The organism is Streptosporangium album (assembly GCF_014203795.1).
GTDB lineage: Bacteria > Actinomycetota > Actinomycetes > Streptosporangiales > Streptosporangiaceae > Streptosporangium > Streptosporangium album.
The window spans coordinates 3,816,008-3,836,008 of record NZ_JACHJU010000001.1 but is presented as its reverse complement, the minus strand read 5'-3'; the positions used below and the strand labels follow the sequence as shown (position 1 = coordinate 3,836,008).

24 protein-coding genes and 2 pseudogenes are annotated in these 20,001 nt (G+C 66.3%); 12 read left to right on the top strand and 14 right to left on the bottom strand.

Annotated elements, in window-relative coordinates; translation table 11 throughout:
- Positions 1-287: 287 nt before the first annotated feature.
- Positions 288-1,175 carry a hypothetical protein gene (locus tag FHR32_RS18500; protein WP_184755439.1) on the bottom strand — a complete coding sequence of 296 codons (888 nt, stop codon included), beginning with the start codon at positions 1,173-1,175 and terminating at the stop codon, positions 288-290.
- Positions 1,176-1,917: 742 nt separating this feature from the next.
- Here FHR32_RS18500 and ltrA point away from each other — a divergent pair.
- Entirely contained in the window at positions 1,918-3,231 is a 1,314-nt protein-coding gene (ltrA, locus tag FHR32_RS18495) for a group II intron reverse transcriptase/maturase (protein ID WP_221465459.1), read from the top strand.
- Between the two features lie 643 nt (positions 3,232-3,874).
- Here ltrA and FHR32_RS18490 read toward each other — a convergent pair.
- Positions 3,875-4,438, bottom strand: a complete 564-nt coding sequence (locus FHR32_RS18490; protein WP_184755437.1) for a dihydrofolate reductase family protein — start codon at positions 4,436-4,438, stop codon at positions 3,875-3,877.
- A 135-nt stretch (positions 4,439-4,573) separates the two neighbouring features.
- On the bottom strand, positions 4,574-5,275 hold the full coding sequence (locus FHR32_RS18485; RefSeq protein ID WP_184755436.1) for a helix-turn-helix domain-containing protein: 702 nt from the start codon (positions 5,273-5,275) through the stop codon (positions 4,574-4,576).
- A gap of 161 nt (positions 5,276-5,436) precedes the next feature.
- Here FHR32_RS18485 and FHR32_RS46720 point away from each other — a divergent pair.
- From FHR32_RS46720 to FHR32_RS18475, 3 genes and pseudogenes are all read left to right on the top strand, one after another.
- A pseudogene (locus tag FHR32_RS46720) lies at positions 5,437-5,712 on the top strand (hypothetical protein); the annotation flags it as partial.
- Between the two features lie 55 nt (positions 5,713-5,767).
- Complete coding sequence (locus FHR32_RS18480) at positions 5,768-6,055, top strand: DUF899 family protein (RefSeq protein ID WP_246466195.1); 288 nt, start codon at positions 5,768-5,770, stop codon at positions 6,053-6,055.
- Positions 6,056-6,430: 375 nt separating this feature from the next.
- Positions 6,431-6,841 (top strand): hypothetical protein, encoded by a 411-nt coding sequence (locus FHR32_RS18475; protein ID WP_184755435.1) that lies wholly within the window; start codon positions 6,431-6,433, stop codon positions 6,839-6,841.
- Positions 6,842-6,939: 98 nt separating this feature from the next.
- Here the strand turns inward: FHR32_RS18475 and FHR32_RS18470 are convergent, their stop codons facing one another.
- The gene (locus FHR32_RS18470; protein ID WP_184755434.1) at positions 6,940-7,296 is read right to left on the bottom strand and encodes a hypothetical protein; all 357 of its coding nucleotides are present in this window, start codon (positions 7,294-7,296) and stop codon (positions 6,940-6,942) included.
- Positions 7,297-7,603: 307 nt separating this feature from the next.
- Here FHR32_RS18470 and FHR32_RS44540 point away from each other — a divergent pair, with 307 nt between their 5' ends.
- Positions 7,604-7,861 carry a tyrosine-type recombinase/integrase gene (locus tag FHR32_RS44540; RefSeq protein ID WP_312882450.1) on the top strand — a complete coding sequence of 86 codons (258 nt, stop codon included), beginning with the start codon at positions 7,604-7,606 and terminating at the stop codon, positions 7,859-7,861.
- Positions 7,862-8,194: 333 nt separating this feature from the next.
- On the opposite strand, the gene FHR32_RS18460 is transcribed toward FHR32_RS44540, so the two are convergent.
- The 6 genes from FHR32_RS18460 to FHR32_RS18435 all read right to left on the bottom strand — a co-directional run bounded on the left by FHR32_RS18460 (position 8,195) and on the right by FHR32_RS18435 (position 13,481).
- The gene (locus FHR32_RS18460; protein ID WP_184755433.1) at positions 8,195-8,848 is read right to left on the bottom strand and encodes an HNH endonuclease family protein; all 654 of its coding nucleotides are present in this window, start codon (positions 8,846-8,848) and stop codon (positions 8,195-8,197) included.
- Between the two features lie 146 nt (positions 8,849-8,994).
- Positions 8,995-9,231, bottom strand: a complete 237-nt coding sequence (locus tag FHR32_RS18455) for a hypothetical protein (protein WP_184755432.1) — start codon at positions 9,229-9,231, stop codon at positions 8,995-8,997.
- 178 nt (positions 9,232-9,409) lie between these two features.
- Positions 9,410-10,207 (bottom strand): DUF1963 domain-containing protein, encoded by a 798-nt coding sequence (locus FHR32_RS18450; RefSeq protein WP_184755431.1) that lies wholly within the window; start codon positions 10,205-10,207, stop codon positions 9,410-9,412.
- Positions 10,208-10,442: 235 nt separating this feature from the next.
- Positions 10,443-10,730 carry a hypothetical protein gene (locus FHR32_RS18445; RefSeq protein WP_221465458.1) on the bottom strand — a complete coding sequence of 96 codons (288 nt, stop codon included), beginning with the start codon at positions 10,728-10,730 and terminating at the stop codon, positions 10,443-10,445.
- Positions 10,723-11,019 (bottom strand): hypothetical protein, encoded by a 297-nt coding sequence (locus tag FHR32_RS18440; RefSeq protein ID WP_184755429.1) that lies wholly within the window; start codon positions 11,017-11,019, stop codon positions 10,723-10,725. The genes FHR32_RS18445 and FHR32_RS18440 overlap by 8 nt, the downstream gene beginning before the upstream one ends.
- Before the next feature lie 335 nt (positions 11,020-11,354).
- Complete coding sequence (locus FHR32_RS18435) at positions 11,355-13,481, bottom strand: prolyl oligopeptidase family serine peptidase (protein ID WP_184755428.1); 2,127 nt, start codon at positions 13,479-13,481, stop codon at positions 11,355-11,357.
- Positions 13,482-13,949: 468 nt separating this feature from the next.
- Between FHR32_RS18435 and FHR32_RS46030 the strand changes: the two genes are divergently transcribed.
- The 6 genes and pseudogenes from FHR32_RS46030 to FHR32_RS18410 all read left to right on the top strand — a co-directional run bounded on the left by FHR32_RS46030 (position 13,950) and on the right by FHR32_RS18410 (position 16,758).
- Entirely contained in the window at positions 13,950-14,396 is a 447-nt protein-coding gene (locus FHR32_RS46030; RefSeq protein WP_221465457.1) for a tyrosine-type recombinase/integrase, read from the top strand.
- Positions 14,397-14,464: 68 nt separating this feature from the next.
- Positions 14,465-14,548: pseudogene (locus tag FHR32_RS47290) on the top strand (helix-turn-helix domain-containing protein); the annotation flags it as partial.
- A 13-nt stretch (positions 14,549-14,561) separates the two neighbouring features.
- Positions 14,562-14,951: a transposase gene (locus tag FHR32_RS44530; RefSeq protein WP_312882447.1), complete on the top strand. Its 390-nt coding sequence runs from the start codon at positions 14,562-14,564 to the stop codon at positions 14,949-14,951.
- 154 nt (positions 14,952-15,105) lie between these two features.
- Positions 15,106-15,516, top strand: a complete 411-nt coding sequence (locus FHR32_RS18420; RefSeq protein ID WP_184755427.1) for a VOC family protein — start codon at positions 15,106-15,108, stop codon at positions 15,514-15,516.
- Positions 15,517-15,664: 148 nt separating this feature from the next.
- The gene (locus tag FHR32_RS18415) at positions 15,665-16,129 is read left to right on the top strand and encodes a helix-turn-helix transcriptional regulator (RefSeq protein WP_184755426.1); all 465 of its coding nucleotides are present in this window, start codon (positions 15,665-15,667) and stop codon (positions 16,127-16,129) included.
- A gap of 5 nt (positions 16,130-16,134) precedes the next feature.
- Positions 16,135-16,758 (top strand): VOC family protein, encoded by a 624-nt coding sequence (locus FHR32_RS18410; protein WP_184755425.1) that lies wholly within the window; start codon positions 16,135-16,137, stop codon positions 16,756-16,758.
- A gap of 260 nt (positions 16,759-17,018) precedes the next feature.
- On the opposite strand, the gene FHR32_RS18405 is transcribed toward FHR32_RS18410, so the two are convergent.
- The 3 genes from FHR32_RS18405 to FHR32_RS18395 all read right to left on the bottom strand — a co-directional run bounded on the left by FHR32_RS18405 (position 17,019) and on the right by FHR32_RS18395 (position 18,651).
- Positions 17,019-17,204 (bottom strand): hypothetical protein, encoded by a 186-nt coding sequence (locus FHR32_RS18405; protein WP_184755424.1) that lies wholly within the window; start codon positions 17,202-17,204, stop codon positions 17,019-17,021.
- 314 nt (positions 17,205-17,518) lie between these two features.
- Entirely contained in the window at positions 17,519-18,070 is a 552-nt protein-coding gene (locus FHR32_RS18400; RefSeq protein WP_184756427.1) for a transposase, read from the bottom strand.
- The gene (locus tag FHR32_RS18395) at positions 18,043-18,651 is read right to left on the bottom strand and encodes a helix-turn-helix domain-containing protein (RefSeq protein WP_184753818.1); all 609 of its coding nucleotides are present in this window, start codon (positions 18,649-18,651) and stop codon (positions 18,043-18,045) included. The genes FHR32_RS18400 and FHR32_RS18395 overlap by 28 nt, the downstream gene beginning before the upstream one ends.
- A 118-nt stretch (positions 18,652-18,769) precedes the next feature.
- Between FHR32_RS18395 and FHR32_RS18390 the strand changes: the two genes are divergently transcribed.
- On the top strand, positions 18,770-19,246 hold the full coding sequence (locus FHR32_RS18390; RefSeq protein ID WP_184755423.1) for an iron chaperone: 477 nt from the start codon (positions 18,770-18,772) through the stop codon (positions 19,244-19,246).
- 411 nt (positions 19,247-19,657) lie between these two features.
- On the opposite strand, the gene FHR32_RS18385 is transcribed toward FHR32_RS18390, so the two are convergent.
- Positions 19,658-19,984 carry a hypothetical protein gene (locus FHR32_RS18385; RefSeq protein ID WP_184755422.1) on the bottom strand — a complete coding sequence of 109 codons (327 nt, stop codon included), beginning with the start codon at positions 19,982-19,984 and terminating at the stop codon, positions 19,658-19,660.
- Between the last annotated feature and the right edge of the window lie 17 nt (positions 19,985-20,001).

Sequence of the window (20,001 nt, the reverse complement as noted above, 5' to 3'; positions counted from 1 at the left end):
TGGGCAGCGGGTGCGTCATGATCGCGTTCCTCTCGGCAATGGTCGTTCCGGAGATCTGCGGCCCGGTCAGCCGTGAGGCGGTGTCAGAACTCAGAGACATTCTGCTGGCCCCAGATCGGCACGTGGTGCCCGAACTCATCAACAAGCGGTGCTGCTTCTCACCTGCAGAGCCAATGGCCGGTTCCCCAGGCAGGGCTTGAGGTGTTCATTGAGCACCAGGTCTACGGGATCGGCGAAGGAGACCTGTCTGCAGTGTGCGCGGCCGGCCAGAGGCGAGCGCTGAGTGGTCATCCTCCGGGGAGGCTACGACGGCGTAGCAGGAGTCCGATGGCGGCGGCGAGGGTGAGCAGGAAGCCGGTCGCTATGAGCGCTCGCCCGTCGGGGCCGGACTCACCGCCGCCTCCGGTCGCGGCTCCCCCTGACGGAGTCTTGATCACCTTGCCGTTCCCGGCCGCTGAGGCCTGAGTCACGGTTGCCGTGACGGTAGGGGTCGGCTGCGATCTCGGGGTCACCGGTACGGAATCGGTCGGCTGGCCGTCTGCGGTTGTCGTGACGGTAGGGGTCGGCTGCGGGCTCGGGGGCACCGGGACAGAGTCGGTTGGCTGGCCGTCTGCAGAAGCGACGGTGAGGGTGGAGGTCGTCAGGGCGGCGGCGTTCTGCACCTTGCACTGGATCGACGGTTCGCTGGTCTTGGTCCCGAAGTTGATGGCGGCCGGCCGTACTGTCGCGGTGCCCGCGTTGGACGGGGTGGCCCTCATGGAGACCACGGCCGACGGCAGGGGAACGATCTGACCCGCGCTGAGCGTGAGCTCGCCCACCCCGGTGGCGGAGGTCAACCCGGTGAGCCCGCTGATGGACGCGTAGGCGTACAGCTTCGTGCCGCCGGCCAGGCCCGCGGTGGGCACCCTCAACGCAGTGGTGTCGTCGAGATAGGTCCCGTGCCAGTCGATGATCATCTGCTTGCCCGTCGTGGCACCGGCCGGCATCGTCAGCTCGACCTTGACCTTGATGTCTTGTTTCTCGGCCACGCCGGTCGTGGTGCATTGGTACTCGACAATGTCGGTGACGACGATCGAGCCCCGCGGCGCCTCGGAGACGGCGGCATACGCTGGTTGACAGAACAAGGTCAGGCTGCCGGCCAAGGCGGCGACCGAGAGAATCGAGCGGATGCGCAAGGCAACTCCTGTTGTGACAGATGGGGCACAGGAGAGACGGGGTGCGAGGGCATCCGGTTGACACCGCTGAGCCCTTTTCGTGCGCCCAGCAGAACAGGAGGTGAAGCCGTGACGTAGCGGTTGATCTTGTTGTTCGTAAGCTCGTCGTCGCTTGCCGGTGGGAGTCCGGTCCGGGTAGCTGCCAGGAGGCCCGGTAGCAGGCTGGCGGTTTCGTCTGGAAACGGGCGGGGTCGAAGCCCAGCGTCATAGGCCCTGTAAGAGGGGGAGCGAGGATGCGGTCCGTAGCATGAAGCGAAGCCTGCGGCGTCGTTACTCAGCCGCCCTTCGGGGTGGGACAAGGGAGAGCCGAGCCCCTCGAAATCGGGGTGAAGGCCATGGAAGCGGCCAAGAGCCTGGAAGCGCAGCCGTCATGAACTCCCCGGCGTATGGGGCACGGAACGTATCGATAGTGGCGGCGGGAACCGGGGAGGCCCTCCCCGGCCCGATGACCTGCGGATATGTGTCATCGGAGCGTGGCGTCCTATAACCGATGACCTCGGGAAGTGGATGGCCGGCCGGGTGGGCGTCGGAGGTGGCCGTAGTACCGCTTGAGCCGAACGGACAACATAACCGGCGGTGATGGGAAGGGCCACTACTTCGTCGATGCGTGCGACTGTTGAGGAGGGGCCCGGTGAGTGCCGTTTCGGCTATCCCCGCCGCTGGCAGGTCTGGTGGACGTTCTCCGCGAGATCCGGTCCGAGCCTTGCAGCACACGCTGTACCGGGCGGCCAAGGCTGACCCCGGACGTCGATTCCACGCGCTGATGGACAAGGTCTACCGCAGAGACGTCCTGGCGCGGGTGTGGCTGATGGTGCGCAGCAACAACGGCGCACCGGGTATCGACAACATCACCCTGGCCGAGGTCGAGGAGTACGGGGTACCCCGGCTGCTCGATGAGGTGGCCGCCGAACTTCGGGAAGGTCGTTACCGTCCCTTGCCCGCGCGACGGGTCATGATCCCCAAGCCCGGGTTGAAGGACGAGTACCGGCCGTTATCGATTCCTGCGGTTCGGGACCGGGTCGTGCAGGCCGCCGTGAAGATTGTGTTCGAACCGGTCTTCGAGGCGGATATGGCCGACTGCTCGTTCGGGTTCCGCCCGAAGCGCTCGGCCCACGACGCCTTGCAGGTGCTCATGAACGAGTACGGACGAGGTCGCCGGTGGGTGGTCGAGACGGACATCGCCGACTGCTTCTCGGCGATTCCGCACGACAAGTTGATACACGCGATCGAGGAACGCATCTGCGACCAGTCCCTGCTTGGCCTCCTGCGGGTGATCCTGCGCGCGGGGGTTATGGAGGGCGGTCAGGTGCGCACCGAGGATCTCGGGACTCCGCAAGGCGGGGTGGTTTCACCCGTCATGTGCAACGTCTACCTGCACCGGCTCGACCGGGCATGGGATGAGGCCGATGGGGTCCTGACCCGCTATGCCGACGATCTCACCGTGATGTGCTGGTCACGCAGCCAAGCCGAACGGGCCTTGGCCCGTTTAACTGAGCTGCTGGCGGAACTCGGGCTGGAGCCCAAGGCCGCCAAGACCCGCATCGTCCATCTGGAGGTGGGCGGGGAAGGCTTCGACTTCCTCGGCTTTCACCACCGGCTGGTGCGATCGACCGGGTTCAACGGGAAACGACCTTTCGTGTTCCTCGCTCGCTGGCCCGCGAACAAGGCCATGCAGCATGCCCGCGACCGGATCCGGGAGTTGACGGACCGACGCAGGAAGTTGCGGCCAGAAGCGATCGCCGAAGAGGTGAACCTGTTCCTGCGGGGCTGGATCGCCTACTTCCGGTATGGGCACTCCGCCCAGCGCTTCAGCAAGATCAGGCAATACGCGCGGATGCGTCTGGCGAGATACATCAGCAAGAAGCACCGCGCCAGCAGAGGATTCGGATGGCGGGCGCTGGTCGTCTTGTCTCCGAACGAACTCGGCCTGATCGGCATGTATGGAATCGTCGTCCCGCTCAGACCCTTTAAGGACTGGCGGGTGAGGCCGGATGCCGGTGGTGAACGACGTCGGTGAGCCGTGTGCGGGAGAACCGCATGCACGGTTCGAGGTGGCGGGAGCTGGAAACGGAGTCACGAACCTGGTCATGGTCACTGAGGTGGCACACCCGTCCGGGAAACCGGCGGAATCGAAGGCCTCAGGTCCTACCGCCAGGAGACGCCACCGCGCCAGATCCCGACCCTACATCCCGTTGGCATCGGCTGAACGGCATTTCACCTAGCGGGTCCATTGGTGTACCGCCGTACCAGCATCTGGCAGAGCCAGGCTCGAATGGGATAAAAATTCCCAGATCGGGCCTTGGGGGTTGTTCCTGTGATGCCCACGGATTCGCCTGACTGGCGCGTAAAGGAAAAATGGGGGCACGGATACATCCAAGTGGACGGCTGCAACGAACGTGACCCGTCGGAATTCGCAGTGTTCGCCGCCGTGCTGATCACCCTTGTGATCGGCGGAATGCTCTTGGCCGTCCGCCGACTCCGCCGTCCCCGCCCACACAGCGGTGTCCGGGCATGACGAGTTCCCCGCGAAGTTCGGTACCGAGGTCTTCCACTCTCAGCCGGGGCCGTGGCGTTCGAAGGCGATGGGGGTGCCGTCCTTGGAGGTGACGGTGGTCATGGCTGATCTCTAGGTTCTCTCGGTGATGCGGACCACTTACGGTCTACTTGCGGGCGTAGGTCAGCGCGACCACGCCGGAGTCGAAGGTGCGGCTCTCGACCAGCGCCAGCGAGGTCTTGTCGGGTGATCCGGGGAACAGGCGCCCACCCGACCCCAGCACCACCGGGAAGACCATGAGCCGTAGCTCGTCCACAAGGCCCCGCTTCAGAAGCTCCTGGGTGAGCGAGCGGCTACCGTGGACGAAGATGTGCCCGTCGCCGTCCTGGCGCTTGAGCGCCTCGACCTCGCTGGTCAGGTCACTCTTGAGGAGGGAGGCGTTCCACTCCAGCGGCTCGTGCAGCGTGCTGGACACCACGTACTTGGGCAGCGCGTTCATCCGGTCGGCGAACTCGCCCGTCACTTCGGGCCAGGCGGCGGAGAATCCCTCGTAGGTGACACGGCCGAGCAGCAGGGCCGAGGTCTCCAGCAGCTCCTCGTACCGGTGGGTGTCGTGCTCGGGGGCGAAGTGCTCCAGCACCCAGCCGGCATGCCGGAAACCCGGCTCGCCACCCGGAGCCTGCATCACTCCGTCGAGTGAGACGAACTCAGACACGACCAGCTTCCTCACGACGACCTCCTTGTTGAGTACCGAGAGTGGAGAAGTAGCGAGCCGGTCGGCGCGCTCTCCGTCATGTTCCAGGGCGGTGCCTGGCTCGAGCCTGGCCCGATGGCTGCGGCTGGGAGGTTAGGCGGGAACGAGTGCTCAGGTCTTGTACAGAAGCGACAGCGGCTCCGACGGATCCCGATTGCTCAACTGCGTGGCGGTCCGCCCGATATAACGGGTCAGCGACCGCGCCAGGTGCGGTTGGTCGAAGTATCCGAGTCGGTGGATCACATCGTGGGTTGGCACACCCTCCTGGATCAGGACCGCCGCTTGCCTGGCACGGTTAATCTGCCGGATGGCACCGCGGGTGAGTCCGCTTGCCGCCACGAAGCGCCGCTGGATGGTGCGTTCGGACACGTTCGGCGGCGCGCCACGAAGCACCGCGGCAACGATCGGGTCGCGGACCAGAACACCCTCACGCACCATCCGCCCTACGAACACCTCGGCATTGTCGTGGTCGGGAAGGCGCCAGGCGGAACCCTTCAGCCAGAACGATCTGCGCGTCGCATCGGGAATCTCTGCAAAACCGTCGACGAGCCGATTGGTCGAAAGATGTGGCATCGAAGTGCCGAGTGAGAAGCTGATCCCGAAGAACGTGGCGTCTTCGGGAACAGGGGCCGGACTTGCCCTCGACTCCGGCCCTTGAACAGCCACGTTGACCTGACCGCGGTGCTCCCAGAAGACCAGATCCCAATGCGCTGTCGCAATCGACGTCATCCGGTTGACGTCATAGCTGCTGCTCCGCCACACCCGCTCGATGTACGGCGAATCGGACGATCGACTCTCGACCTCCAGGCCCATCCGAGTCATTCCCTCTCGCTCCATTGGCGCTACTGGCGCCGCTGAGCAGGCAGTGTGGCACGCAGGTCCGAAGCGTTCTCGGCTGGTGAGACGCGCGTGAATCGGACCGGGGTACAGGGCTGAGAGGCCCCCAGCCGCACAGACGACAAACGCAACCCCCGATGATCGTCGGTTGTCTAAGCCAGTCGATCAAGAACAGGGGCCACGTTCGCGTGCCATCATCCCCTACCGACCACTACCGCAGCGAGACCTGGAGGAGATGGCGCGGGTTCCAGGGGTGGGCGATCACGTTGCGGGCATCCGGGATGAAGACGATGCGGGATTTTGTCGGTCCTGCGGGGCACAGTCGACGGATGGAGCAACCGAAGATCGTTTCGGTCGGGGAGTGGCAGCAGGCCCGCGACGAGCTGCTCAAGGCCGAGAAAGAGGCCACCCGCACTCAGGACGCGCTCGCAGCGCGGCGTCGCCGTCTCCCGATGGTCAAGTTCGAACATGCCGCTCGCCCAGATCGAGGCGTACAAGGCGCGGATGGGCTGGACGGTGCCGTTCGTGTCGTCACACGGCACGTCGTTCGCGGACGACTGCGGCGCCGGTGGCGGCTTCATGCTGAGTGTGTTCCCGCGCGACGGCGAGGACGTCTACCGGACCTACAACACCACCTCCCGCGGCGTGGACCGGCTCGTCTTCGTCAACAGCATCCTCGACCTCACCCCGTACGGCCGGCAGGAGGACTGGGAGGACTCCCCGCCCGGCTGGCCGCAGCACCCCACGTACGGATAGGTGAGCCACACGACGGATGCCCTGGCCGGGATGGCTAGGGCGTTTTCCGGCGAGCAGCGGTGGATCTCCCAGCAGCTCAACCGGGTCCGCGGACAATTTTCCCATCGGGAAACCACGAAGGCAGAGGACTCGACGGTTTGACGAACCTCGCCTCGGGCCTGCTGGGTCTGTTGCTCGGTGAGCGGCCCGCGTTCGGCGAACCGCCGCAGACGATGGAGCACGTGCCAGGTGGCGAACCGACGGACCCGAGCGGAGGGCCTCCATGGTTGCCCTCCGGATCGGTGACAGGCATCCACGCGCTGATCGCTCGGCGCTGTCTGGGCGTTTCGCCTATTCTTGATCGCCACAGTGAAGGTAATGAGGAGGCATCCCCGAATGGGCGATATCAAGCGAAGTGCGACCCTCGCGCTCGGCATGGCGGCCACACTGGCGGCGTCCGTCGCTTTGAGCAGTCCGGCCATGGCGGCGTCGTCGCCGGTGGAGGCCTGCGGCGGCGGCAGCTACCACGTCATCGACAGCAAGGCGCTGGGTTCGTACGCCACCATCTATCTGCTCTACAACGGGTCCACCAACTGCGTGGTCACCTGGAAGCAGGGCTCCTACGTGGGCAACAGCGCCTGGCTGCGTGCGGTGGTGCAGGCGTACGGCTCGCCGGGGGTGGTGGACGCGGACAACTATCGCTATTACGCCGGCCCGGTCAAGGTCAAGGCGCCGGGCAAGTGCATCATGTGGGGCGGCTCCTACGGCAACCAGTGGTACGAGAGCCCCTTCGAGCACTGCGGCTGACCCTCGACGCCTCGCAGCGGAAAAACTCTCTTCCGAGATCCCGCAGGGCCCCGACACGGCGGTCGGGGCCTCTTCGCCATCAGGATCGTTTCTTAGCGCTAACGGCTGGTCCGTTGTTCCCCGAGGCCGTACATGGACGACGCCTGGCAGTCACTCCTGTGCTGAGCGGGTGCCTCGGCCCGTGAGGCCGGGGCCTCCTCCTGGCCGAAGGTGATCACGATGTACCTGCCGTTGGCATAGCTGACCACAGGCCGCTGGAGCATCTCGCCCACCGTGTGGGCGACCGCCTGGAACAGCTCCACCATCTCCGGGGTGTCGGCGCTCACCCTGAACCGCCCGTTGGCGACGAGCTGCTGGGCGACGTAGGGGGCGAAGCCCGCCTCGGCCCGGACCTTCTCCTCCGCGCTGAGAGGGGTGCGCCGGGGCGCGGGCTGCGTGCCAAGAGGGTGGGTCATCGCTGATCTCCTTACGATCGCCGGCCTCCCAGCATGCCATCCGCGCCTCCCGCGCTGGAGCCACGACCGAGCATTCGGTGACCACGCGGGAGTTGCCGCTTCTGACCGACGCAACCACGCACACGACATCACAAGTTCAACCTCAGTAACTGTGCTGCCCGTCCGGCTGTAACCGGAACTAAAGGGCGCCCGCCGTATCCGCCTCCTAAAAGTACGGCGGACGCCTTGACCGTGTCACTGCCAGCAGCCGCGAGGAGGCTGACCGGTGAAGACCACCGTGTAGCGCTTCGAGGAGCTCGCCCGGTGTGTGCGAGGACTGCACTCCTATGAGGTGCCGCAGATCGTCGCGGTGAGCGTAGGCGGCTCCTTCGGCAACCCGTCGGACCCCGGCACCTTCTCGCACCTGTTCTCCAGGCCGGCGCAGAAGGCCGGCCTCGGCCACTGGCACCCGCACGAGCTACGGCACTCCGGCACCTCACTCATGCTCGCCCAGGGCACGCCGCTGCACGTCGTCCACCTTCGCTACCAGAACAGGCCGACAGAGCAGGCATTCGGACAGTTCTGATATCCGATGGTGCCGTTACACCTGATGGAGGGCGACAAGCGCACCGCGACGGAGGCGATCTCCGGGGCTCTGCCGGGCGGGCAGACGCCCGTGGCTCCCGGTCTGGCTCCCCAAGGCTCCGAAGACACCGGTTGAGCGTTGGAAACAGAAAGGCCCCTGACGGCGTAACACCTGTTCAGGGGCCTTTGAACTGCGAGCCGACGAGGGGAATCGGAAACCCTCGAACCTACGGCTCTGGTTCCAGGGTTTCTTTTCGTTCTTGAGGACGTCAGGCTCAAGTGCTCGGTCCGGTTCACTTCGCAGAGGTCCTGGCCCGCGTGTGAATCATTGCCCTCAGCAGGTGCGGAGCATGTTGAGCAAGGCCACCTTCTCCCTCCCGGTCGCGGAGAGCCGGTAGTGATACTTCACGGTGATCCATGAGGTTGCATAGCGGCACCAATAGCTGCGGCGCGGCGGACGCCAGCTCTGCGGCCCCTGGGCGCCCTTGGCGATGTTGACGGAGTGGCTGACCACTATCAGCTCGGGGCGGGTGAGGTCGTTGGCGAAGGCGCGCCGCCGCGCCTGGCTCCATTTGCTGGCGCCAGAGCGCCAGGCGTGCGCCAGCGGCACGACATGGTCGACGTCGACCTGCTTCTCGCTTCTCAGCCACTTGCCGTCGTACGGGCTGTACCAGACGCCCTTGACCGGGTGGCAGGCCGCATTTCTGCGCACGCGTCGCCCGTCGCGGGCCAGGACCACCTCTCGTGCGTCGCACCTGCCCCTGTGGTGCGCCCATCGGGGCTGGAACCGCCGGTGGCTGTAATCACGGATTGACAATGGCCTGGCGATTTTCAGCTGGGCCAGCATGCGGCGGGCCAGCGCCCCGGCATCGGCCTGTGGCCGCTTGCGCGGGTCGGCTGCCGCCTGCGGGGTAGCGGTGACAGCGGTGATCGGGATGACCAAAAGAGTGAGTACGGCGACTCGGAACGTCCGCCTCAAGAAGATCATGGTTCCACCCATACCAGTCATTCCCCGCCGGCGACGGCGATATGCAAGGCACGGAGGGTGATGCAAGCATGCGGGACGACCGTGCTCCGCGCTTCCATGAGCCGACAAAGTGAGAGACCGCCTTGATCGTTCATTGGCGGCCAGAGTCAGGAAACAACCTCGTCGGAAGCACCGGCCGTGTCAGCCACCTCCTGCCGCTCCGAACCTGTGTCGAAGAAGGTGTCAAGGTACTCGCTCGACTCAAGATCACTATCTCTGAGGAGAGAGAAAACTTCTGTACCCTGCCCGATCTCGCCTTCCACCAGCCGGTAGGACTGGGCGAGGCCGAGATACTCGAAGTTCTGCCCCTCGCTGTACTCCTCCGCCTCTTGCTCGGCCAGCACGATGGCGTCCTCGACCGAATCAGCTTGTCAGAGCGTGATCCGCTCCACATAGGTGATGGGAGTGCTGATCAGGGATTGCCGTGGCCCCGGAACGTAGCGGCCCGGCGGCACCCCTGGATGCCGAGCTCATGCGTGGAGTACTCGCCGAACCGGTTGATGTGCTTGGTCAGGTACGGACTCAGCAGCAGCGCATGTCCGCCTCGGCCTTGGTGAAGTCCCCCGCCGCGAACGCCTTCGCCGGGATCGTGAAGTACATCGTTCCGGCGTCGCCCCAGCCCCATCCGAGCTCCGCGTCCTCTGCGAGCTGGAGCAGATGGATTGCGGGGCCGTCGGCGTCGCGGTAGGTCACCTTGGACGCATACGAGGTGTCGGGCCAGCCGAAGGCGCAGTGACTGCCGGCGGTGTTCCCGTCGAGGCCGCCCATCTCGTTGAGGATGAGCGACGTCGCGCCCCAGTACTCGTCCGTGTCGAACTCGACGTCGCCGTCCTCGACGTCCCAGCAGTCCGGGAGCATGGTCACCTCGGCCGCGTGGACGGGTGTGGCCGGATAGCTCCTCGCCGGTCCGGGTGCGGCTGTCTCGACCGCCCTTGCAGGATCGGCGGGAATCACGCGGCACACCTCGGGCCCGGACGTGTCCAGCTTCCGGTACTCCTCGTACGGCACGTCCAGATCGAGATAGAAGAAGTTGAGCAGGCCCGACCGCGTGGGCAGTTCGTCCCCGAGCCAGGGGGCGAGGGCGTCGGTGTCGAGTACGGCGTGCAGGGACAGCGGGAAGCCCCCGAGTTCGGGCCAGGGGGTGCCCGGTTCGAGCAGGGCGGGGCCGCCGAGCCGGCATCGGCCGGTGGCCTGGGCGTCGTCCGTCAGAGGGTCCAGCCGGAAACCGCGGCGGGCCATGGCCGCGAACTGCTGGCCGGCCTTCTCACCGAGCCGCTCGGCGCATACTCGGTGCATGCTGGCGGGGTCGTCGAATTCCATGCCGGGATCTTCGCAACTTCCGCTTGCCGACGAGAAGTCAGGGTTGCCGTGGGCGCGGGCCGCCGCCTCGTTGAGGGAGGTGACGTCAGCGAGCGGGCCCTCCGGCAGCTCCACCGCCCGCCGGACGAAGTCGACCTCCTCCTCCCGAACGTCAGGCGTCTGTGGTCGTCCAGAGCCGCCGTCAGCAAATCCGTTAGCAAGATCACGCGGTGGCGCTGGCGACGGACGCCGTCATCTAATACAGCTGGGCACGGGTGATGACACAGTGCGGCTCGACGGTGTCTGCGACGACGACATACTCAGCGACGCCCAACATCCCGTTCTCACCGAGCGGGACCCTGCGTTGTTGAGGCCACCGGGCAGAAGCGGTATGGCCGGAGACGTCACCTCTCGTCTCGTTGATCTCGACGGACAGTGCGGCGACCGCCGAGAACAGCGTCGGGCTGATCTGAGGATCAGCCAGAAGCTCCGCGACTCCCTCGGAGAAATAGCAGGGCCACCCCTCCTCTGCGGGCTCACTCAACGGGCAGGCCCTGCCGCTCTCGGCGGGCAAGGACATCTGCGAGAGTGGCGACAGGCAGGGTGCCCTCCAGTGCGGCCTCGCGAATCCGATCCGCCTCGGGATCAGTGTCGAGCATCGCCTCACACCACCAACGGCGCAGGATCGCCTCGGCCTGGTCCAAAGGCGCCCGACCGAGCTCGCGGTAGAACTCCATCCGTCGACCGCCTTGAAGGGCGGTGGCGATCCCATCGACGGTGCGCGGCACCCGAGGCTCACCGGGAACGTGCGGGTGGACAGGCTGAGCACTCATACCGTGAGGATAGCCGCGGGGAAGGTGTCGTACTGGGAAGACAGGCTGAACCTCAGAAGCAACGAGGCCCCTGACAAGATATCGCCTGTCCAGGGGCCTTCTTCGCTGCGAGCCGACGAGGGGAATCGAACCCCTGATCTTATAAGAGCTCGGTACGCCGAGGCAAGTCAGCAGCAGCGATCTCCCGCCGCGCGACACGTACTGCGGCGACGCCCGGAACAAGCACAACATCGTGGAACTGCCCGCTCGCCAGCCTGGCACCATCGAGAGACATTCCGGGCAGGAGCTCGGCGGCGATCTCAAGAAGCTGGTGAGGGTTCGCAGACGAGCCCATCTCAGTGTGATTCCGCGGCAGTCTCGTGAAGACGCATGGTTGTCTTTTCCGGTGATAGACCGGTGTATTTTCCAGCGAAGGCCAGGATGTCCGCGATCAGGGCGCGTTCTTTGCTCGCGGGGAAGGCGGCGTGGGCGGTGTCGGGTTCTCGACGCATGAGGATCGGTCGGTCACTGCTGGTGGCGTGTTGAAGGGCCGCGCACATTTTGGTGACGTGGGCCTCTCCGGTCTGCAGATCGGTTACCGCGCCGGTGAGGAGGAATGCGGGATAGGAGCCTCCGGGCGTGATGTTGTGGTAGGGGGAGTATGTGAGTAGCCATTGGAGTTGTTCGGGTTGGGAGGCGGTACCGAATTCGTCCGTCCATGTGCATCCCAGGCCGAAGTGTTCGTAGCGCACCATGTCACATAGCGGGCCTTCGGCGATAACCGCGGCGTACAGGTCTGGTCGCTGTGTGGCGGCGGCGGTGACCAGTAGTCCGCCAGCGGATTGGCCAAAGATCGCCAGTTGGTCGCGGGTGGTTCGACCGGTGTTGATGAGCCAGGTCGCGGCGTCGTTGAAGTCGCTGACCGCGCGGTGTTTGTGTGGTCCGCGGCCGGCGTCGTGCCAGCGTTGGCCTTCTTCGCCGCCTCCGCGTACACAGGCGACCGCGTAGGTGCCGCCGGCGCTGACCCACGCGGCTGCCATGGGGAAGAACCATGGGCGCATCGGCATGCCGAAGCTGCCGTAGCCGTAAAGGAGGGTGGGGCGGGGGCTCTGATGTTCTTCAGCTGGAGTGAACAGGAACAGCGTGATCTCGGTACCGTCGCCGGCGTGATAGCGAACGCTGCGGCTGCGGATTTCTGGAGTATGTCCGGCTATTGTGGTGCCGGTTTCTTGTTCCGTCTTCCCGCTGGTGGCGTCGTAGCGATAGATGGTGGGGGGTGTGGTTGCGTCGCAGTAGCTGAACCATGCGTGATGTCCGTGTGGGATGTTCGTGCGCAGGGATGACACGACGCCCGCGCCGGGAAGGGGCAGACCGGTGAGCAGCCGGCCACTGGCCAGGTCGTGCAGTGTCAGGGTGGAGGTGCCGTGGCGGGTGCGTGCCACCAGCAGGAGGGGCCGCGGAAGTGCCGGGTCGTCCAGGACCAGACACTCGTCCAAGGGGGCCTGGGGATCCTCGGCTACCAGCGTGCGCCAAGCAGCCGGGTCGGTATCGTGCCGGTGCGCCATACAGATGCGGCCACACGGGGCTTGGTAGTCGGTGACCAGCAGCAGATTGCCGTCCGCGAGGAAGCGTGGGAGAACACGGGCGCGTATGGTGCGTCCGTCCACGATCTTGATGAAATGCGGGGCTTCCGGATCGATGAGCTCGGCCACGTACACATCGTTGTGTGAGGCGGGCCCAACCATCGCAGTGATCGCCAGATAACGGCCGTCGACGCTGACCGTGAGCCCGTAATAGTGGTCCGGGGCATCGTCGCCGCCGAGCACCACCGCGTCGGTCTGCCAGGGCGAACCGATCCGATGCAACCTCACCCGCCGCTGCAAACGCATGTCGCCGGGGGCCAGTTCCTCATCAGGAACACGGCTGACGTAGTAGAACGCGTCCCCTCCCGGCAGCCAGGTAAGCGAGGTGTTACGGGCGCGTGGCAACGGCCCGTCCACCGCCTCACCGGTACGCACGTCCAGCACCATGATGTCGCTGCCGGGCTGCTCGGCGACCTCCATTTGGACAGCCACACGTTCGCCCTCGCGCGATGGCCACCAGGCATACAGCCCGGTATGGCCGGACGGATCGATCTCTACCGGATCGACCAGCACCCGCCTGTTCCCCTCGGCGTCAACGACGAGCAGGCGCCGTTGCTCATCCCCACGGAGCTGCTCGGCAAGGAACATGACCGAACCACGCACCATCGGAGGCTCCGACACGCCGAAGGATGACACCTGATCCACCAAAGACGCCCACGATTGCTTCTCACGCCATCCGGCGCGATACGCGTGGAAGAGACGATCCTGGGCCGCCGTCCAGTCCCGCACACGCGAACCATTGCCGTCTTCCAACCACCGGTAGGGATCGGAAACCAGGAATCCGAACAGATCCTCCACCACATCGCTGCGCCCAGCGGCAGGGTAAAAGAATTGCGCCATAAACGCCCCCTGATTCATCGCCCCGCCTGCCACAAGTCGAGGCACTGCGGCCTATACGCACCGCAGTACCTCTGTTAACTCAGCTACGACTCGCCGCGAAGAATGTCCGCCTGCCAGCCGCGTACGGCCCCAATGCGGGCCGCCGGAGTGGAATCACGATACGGTAGGTATCCGTTCATGTCAGCCTCCCGGATCTGTCGATTCGCCCGGAATGGGCGATTACGACAACAGCTATCCCCGCGCCTGCGATCGATAAACACAGGCGTCGCTCTCGACAGTGCGCGCCAATCCTCCTGGATCCTCGGCACGTACGGACCGGAGAGCCGACCGGCCATATCGGCTATTCTCCCGCTAAAGTTTCATGCAAGAGAAGAAGGCATACTGGTATGCCAAGTGAAGATCCATTTCGCTCAAAAGTAATTCAGAGCCTTTCGAGATAGATCCCAGGGCTGACGGAGTTCTCACATCGTGACACCGAGCGCAATCAACGGGTTGCCGAAGTCATCGCGGGTCCCGCGGGTTCCCTCGGCGAAGGCGGTGCGGTTGAGCAGCCCCGGCACCCCGATCGGGCCGCGAAACTTCAGCCGGGCCCTCGGGGCGCACTGCCGGAAGGCGGGCGTCCCGCGTATCCGGGTCCACGACACCCGGCACACCGGCGCCTCGCTCCTGGTCACCCTAGATGTCCACCCTCGGGTGGCGATGCGCATCCTCCGCCACTCTCAGATCTCCATGACCATGGACGTCTGCTCCCAGATCCCCACCCCGGTGCTGCGTTCCTCAAGAGGTGTTGCGTTTGTCTCTGGTAAGCCGTCCTGGCCAGGGGCATCGTGGATGACAGGGAGGTGGTGTCATCATGCCGAAACTGCTGCACGCCCGGGCGCCGCGAGACGGCGAGGAGGAACGCCGGATCCGTAAGCTCGCCGGTGCCCGGCACGCCCCTGCCGACTGGATCCAGCGCGCCCGGATCGCCGTGTTGAGCTGGGATGGGATGCGCGGCCATCGCCGCCACGCTGGGCTGCCATCTCGAGACCGTGCGCCGCCGGTTGCGCCGCTTCAACGCCGAAGGCATCGACGGGCTCGGTGACCGGCCCGTCCCGCAACAGCGTCTCCTACCAGCGATTTCTGCAGCAGGTCGAGGACGCCGACCCCGGCGAGGGCGACATCTGGGTGATCGCCGACAACCTGTCCAGCCATGCCAGTCCGGCCACCCGGACCTGGCCGGCCGACCACCCGCGTATCCGGCACGCGTTCATCCCGGTCGGCGCCTGCCGGCTCAACCTGCAGGAGGCCTGGTGGCGGATCTTCCGCCACCACGCCCTGGCCGGAGTGTCCTTCGCCGGCCGCGCCGACATCGACCGCGCCACCCGCATCGCCACCGCCCAGCTCAACCAGCGGGCCAAACCCTGGATCTGGGGGCGGCCACCGCCGGCCCCCAGACACCTACGCCGCCAGTTCGTCTACAGTCTTTGAGGAATGCAGCACCGGTTGGGTGTAGCTCTTCCGAGGCGCTGTCCCGGCCTGCGATCACCTGGGAGGCGGTCGTGGAGATCCTGGGTGAACAGGTGGCCGAACCGATCAGGATTCGAGAAGCACCGGTCACCGAGCCGCAGATAACGTGACGGCCATGGACATCACCATTCACACGAGCTTCCTCCCGCATGACGACCCGGACGCCGCCCTGGCCTTCTACCGCGACACCCTCGGCTTCGAGGTCCGCAGCGACGTCGGACACGGCAAGATGCGCTGGATCACGGTCGGCCCCGCCGGCCAGCCCGGCACGTCCATCCTCCTGGCGCCGCCGGCCGCCGACCCCGGCATCACCGAGGACGAGCGCCGCACCATCATCGAGATGATGGCCAAGGGCACCTACGGCTGGATTCTGCTGGCCACCCGGGACCTCAACGGCACCTTCGAGAAGCTGCAGGCCGGCGACGCCGAGGTCGTCCAGGAGCCGACGGAGCAGCCGTACGGCATCCGCGACTGCGCCTTCCGCGATCCCGCGGGCAACCTGGTCCGCATCCAGGAGCTTCGCTGAGCCGTTCACATGGCGGAGACGGGCGGCGTCTACGTCCCGGGCGAGCCGACCACCGGCCTCGCCTCGCCGCCGCCGGCTCCACCCTCACCGGCGAGCACCTCGCCATGTAGCCCAGGTGCTCGCAGACATCGATGAAAGGAGTTCTCTCATGTGTCATCCCGCATGGGGGCGCGCACTTACCGCAGCACAGCGCCTGAACGACCTTGCGCGACTGCGCCGCGTCCGCGATCGGATCGACCGGGAGTACGCGCAGCCGCTGAACGTCGAGGCGCTCGCCCGTGGCGTGAACATGTCGGCCGGGCACCTCAGCCGCCAGTTCCGGCTCGCCTACGGCGAGTCGCCGTACGCCTATCTGATGACACGGCGCATCGAGCGCGCGATGGCGCTGCTGCGTCGTGGCGACCTCAGCGTCACCGAGGTCTGCTTCGCGGTCGGCTGCTCGTCGCTGGGTACCTTCAGCACCCGCTTCACCGAGCTGGTCGGCATGCCGCCCAGCGCCTACCAGCGCCGCGCGGCGGGCGCTGCGGCGGGGATGCCGTCGTGCGTGGCGAAACAGGTGACGAGACCGGTCAGGAATCGAGAAGCGCCGGTCACCGAGCCGCAACTAGCGTGACGGCTATGACTTCCATCGAATCCCTCACCCTCGAGGTGGCCGACACCGCGGCCGCCAACCGCTTCTACACCGCCTTCGGTCTGGGCGCTCAGGTGCGCCTGCGGGCCTCGGGGGCGCCGACGACCGGCTTCCGTGGCTTCGCGCTGTCGCTCACGGTGTCCCAGCCGGCCACCGTCAACGGCTTCATCGGCGCCGCCCTCGACGCCGGTGCCACGCCGCTGAAGCCTGCCGCGAAGTCGTTCTGGGGCTACGGCGGCGTCGTACAGGCCCCGGACGGGACGATCTGGAAGGTCGCGACGTCGGCGAAGAAGGACACCGGGCCGGCCACCCAGCAGTTCGACGAGATCGTGCTCCTGCTGGGAGCCGCGGACGTGGCCGCGAGCAAGCGGTTCTACGTTGACCGCGGCCTCGTCGTGACGAAGAGCTTTGGCCGCAAGTACGTCGAGTTCGCCACTGCGTCGAGTCCGGTCAAGCTGGCGCTGTACGGGCGCCGTGCCCTTGCCAAGGATGTCGGCGTCCCTATGGACGGCACCGGATCGCACCGGCTCATGCTCGGCAGCGTTGCCGGGTCTTTCACCGACCCGGACGGGTTTGCGTGGGAGGCCGCATCGCTGACAACCACGCCCTGACTTGCCGCTGCTGTATCTCGACGCCGCGTGCCTCGGTCACCGGCCGCAACCTGCTGGCGGACGACCGGGTGCGACTCGGCCTCGGGCCGACGCGCGACGGCCGCTGGCTCGGCTGGCCGTCGCATGGGAACACACCCGCCCCATCCGGCGAGCAGTGCGGGTAAGAACGTGGACTTCCAGCAGGGACTCCGTACCTCCGACCTGGCTCGTTCTTGCAGAACACGCCGTGATCGAGCGTGCCTGGGCGGCGAGCGTTCTGCTCACTCGTTCACACCGCCGAGGGCGTGGTGCCAGTAGGCGTCGAGGTCGCCGTTGCTGATGAGGGCGCGGAGTCTCAGCATCGGCTTGGATCTGGAGTGTGTCTGCGACTTGGTCGGCGTTTCCGGCCAGAACGGCCAGCCCGCGGGTGGCGCCCCAAGCGCTCGGCAGGGCGGGCGGCTGGTCACCGTGACTCAGTGACGGTTCAGTGTGGCGATCGGCTTGTCCAGGTTCCGCACCGCACGATCGGAGACGCCTCGGGCCGCCAGCGCTCCCAGGCTGATGCCGCGCCGCAGAATCCCCGTGTCCCACAGCCCCTGCAGGATGTGCTGAGCCCGTTGCCTCGTTAGCCGAGCGCGATCTCCGCCACTCCTTGGGCGTGTCGTTGACAGGGTGTCAGGTGGTCGGCCTCCGCCTCGACACCGTCGCTGTTCTCACCCGGGCAACAACCGATCAGTTTCAGAGAAGCCGCCACCGCGGCGGATCCCTAGTGCTTCGTTCCTCATAGCAAATAGACGAACTTGCGGCGCAGGGCTCGGGGCTGCGGGGGCGGTCGTCCCCAGATCCAGGGATGGGCGTGGGCGTTGAGCTGGGCGGTAGCGAGGGTGACCGCGTGGGCGATCTCGGTGGCGTCGGCGAAGGTCTGCCCGGCGAACGCGGCCCGGCGCAGCAGCCGCCACCAACCCTCGGCCAGGTTCAGCCAGCAGGCCTTGACCGGGATGAACACCTGGCGAATACGTGGATGCCGCAGCAACCACTGGCGGACCTTCCAGCTGGAATGGCTGGACAGGTTGTCGGTGATGACCACGATCGGGCCGCGTCGGTTGGCCCTGGCGATCTGCTGAAGCAGCCCGATCCAGCCGTCGCTGTCGCGTGAGGGCGCGCAGAAGGTGAGCTCGATGCCATCGCGGATGCGCAGGCCGCCGTATACCCAGCTCTTGTCGGTGCCGCGGGAGTAGGTCAGCGGCGCTTTAATCCGGTGTCCGTCGACCGACCAGCCGGGCGCGGGCGGGAAGGTGCGCGGGGTCACCGGTCCCAGCTCGTCGGCGCAGATGACCGTGGTACCGGGCGGCGGGTCGGTGTAGCAGCCGATGACCTCGGCCCTTTTGGGGCGAAGTCCGGATCGGTCGAGGTGGTCCAAGAGCGGGGATGGCGCCAGCGGACCTTCTCTTTGAGCAGGATCCGGCGGACCTGGCTGCGCGCGATGACGATGCCCTGCGCGCGGGCGGCGGCGGTCAGGCTGTCCAGCGTCCACTGCGGCGGGCCGCCCTCATCGGCCGCGGCCAGGTCCCCGGCCTCGTCGCGGACCAGCCGTCCGGGCGGAGTCGAGCGCGCTAGCGCGATGAGCTGTCCGCGTTCGAGCTCGGTGATGCGTGGTTTGCGGCCTGCCCCGGGTCGGTCGCCCAGGCCGGCCAGGCCTTCGGCGTTGAAGCGCTCGATCCGCTCGCGTACGGTCTGCATGTGACAGCCCAGCTTGGCGGCAATGGCGCTGGTGCGCAGCCCCTGCCAGCTGAACACGATGATCTGCGCTCTCATGATCCAGTCGGCCGGGGCATGACGGGCCCCGGCCAGCTTGCAGATCTGTCGTTTCTCTTCGGCGTCCATCGGTGGACGCGCATGCAGCAGTTTCGGCATGACAATCCCCCCTGAGACCATCATCACCCCAGGTCAGCAGGGATCTTTGACTCCATTCAGGAACGCAGCACTAGCATGAGATTGTCCCGATCAAGCCTTGCAAGAGAGGAAACCTGCCATGAAGGGCACGCAGACGTCCGCCAAGAACACCGGCGCAGTCGACGAGAAGTTCGACGGATTCACGGATGAGGAACGGGGCGCGATGAAGGAGCGCGCCCAGGAGCTGAAGGCGTCCGCGCGGCGCGGCCCGCGCGCGGCCAAGGCGGACGCGGAGAGCGAAGTGCTCGCGAAGATCGCCGAGATGGAGGAGGCGGACCGCGTCCTCGCCGAGCGGCTCCATGACATCGTCAAAGCCAACGCGCCGACCCTCTCGCCGAAGCTCTGGTACGGGATGCCCGCGTATGCCAGGAACGGCAAGGTCGTCTGCTTCTTCCAGAGCGCGCAGAAGTTCAAGACGAGGTATGCCACGCTCGGCTTCAGCGACCAGGCGAACCTCGATGAAGGCACCATGTGGCCGACCGCCTTCGCTCTGACGGAGTTGACCGCCGCCGACGGGGCACGGATCGGCGCGCTCATCAAGAAGGCCGTGAGCTGAGGCGGTCCTTCTCACAGGCGCAGCGCTCGCCGAACACTCGCGGGTCCATCACTCCCCAGGCACGGCCTCGCCGGCGTTGGCGCAGCCGTCAAGCAGCCACGGGGCAGGACGGGCACAGCCTGGCACCGGAAGCCGGACCTGCTCCGGTCAGAGCGTCACGCCGAACGCCCGTCGTGCTCGCCATCCCGTTTTAGGATCACGTGCGTTACCCCGGCCGAGGACCCGGCGCCCGCTCCGGCCACGGCGGCAGCACCGGCTCGATCAGCGTCCACAACTCGTCATCGACCATCCATGGCGCACTCACAGCACCACCAACGGACGAATCGTCACACCGGACACGACCCACCAGCCCACACCCACAAGATCGTGTTACGGGCTCTTTGTCACGACTGGCAAGCTTCAGCCCTGCGATCAGTCCGCCGTAGGTTCCTGCGAGGTCAGATACGACCGCTCTTCCTCGATCCACTCCTCCGTCAACCGTGCCCCGGTGGCCAGCTCAATCGCCGCCAGCATCGCCGCCCGCCAGCTCTTCCCGTTCTGCCGATCGAAGTAGGGCACCATGGTTCGCAACTCGGGCCATCGCGCCAGTCCCGGCGCATCGATCCAGTCTTCGACGAAGAACGTGGTGTTGAACGACAGAATCATCTGTCCGTCGGCGGCGAAGCTGATGCGGTTGTTGGCATTGACGTTCCAGAAGGCGCTGTACGCTCGCGCGCCGACACTCAACCGCGGAAGCACCGGATCATGAACTCCCT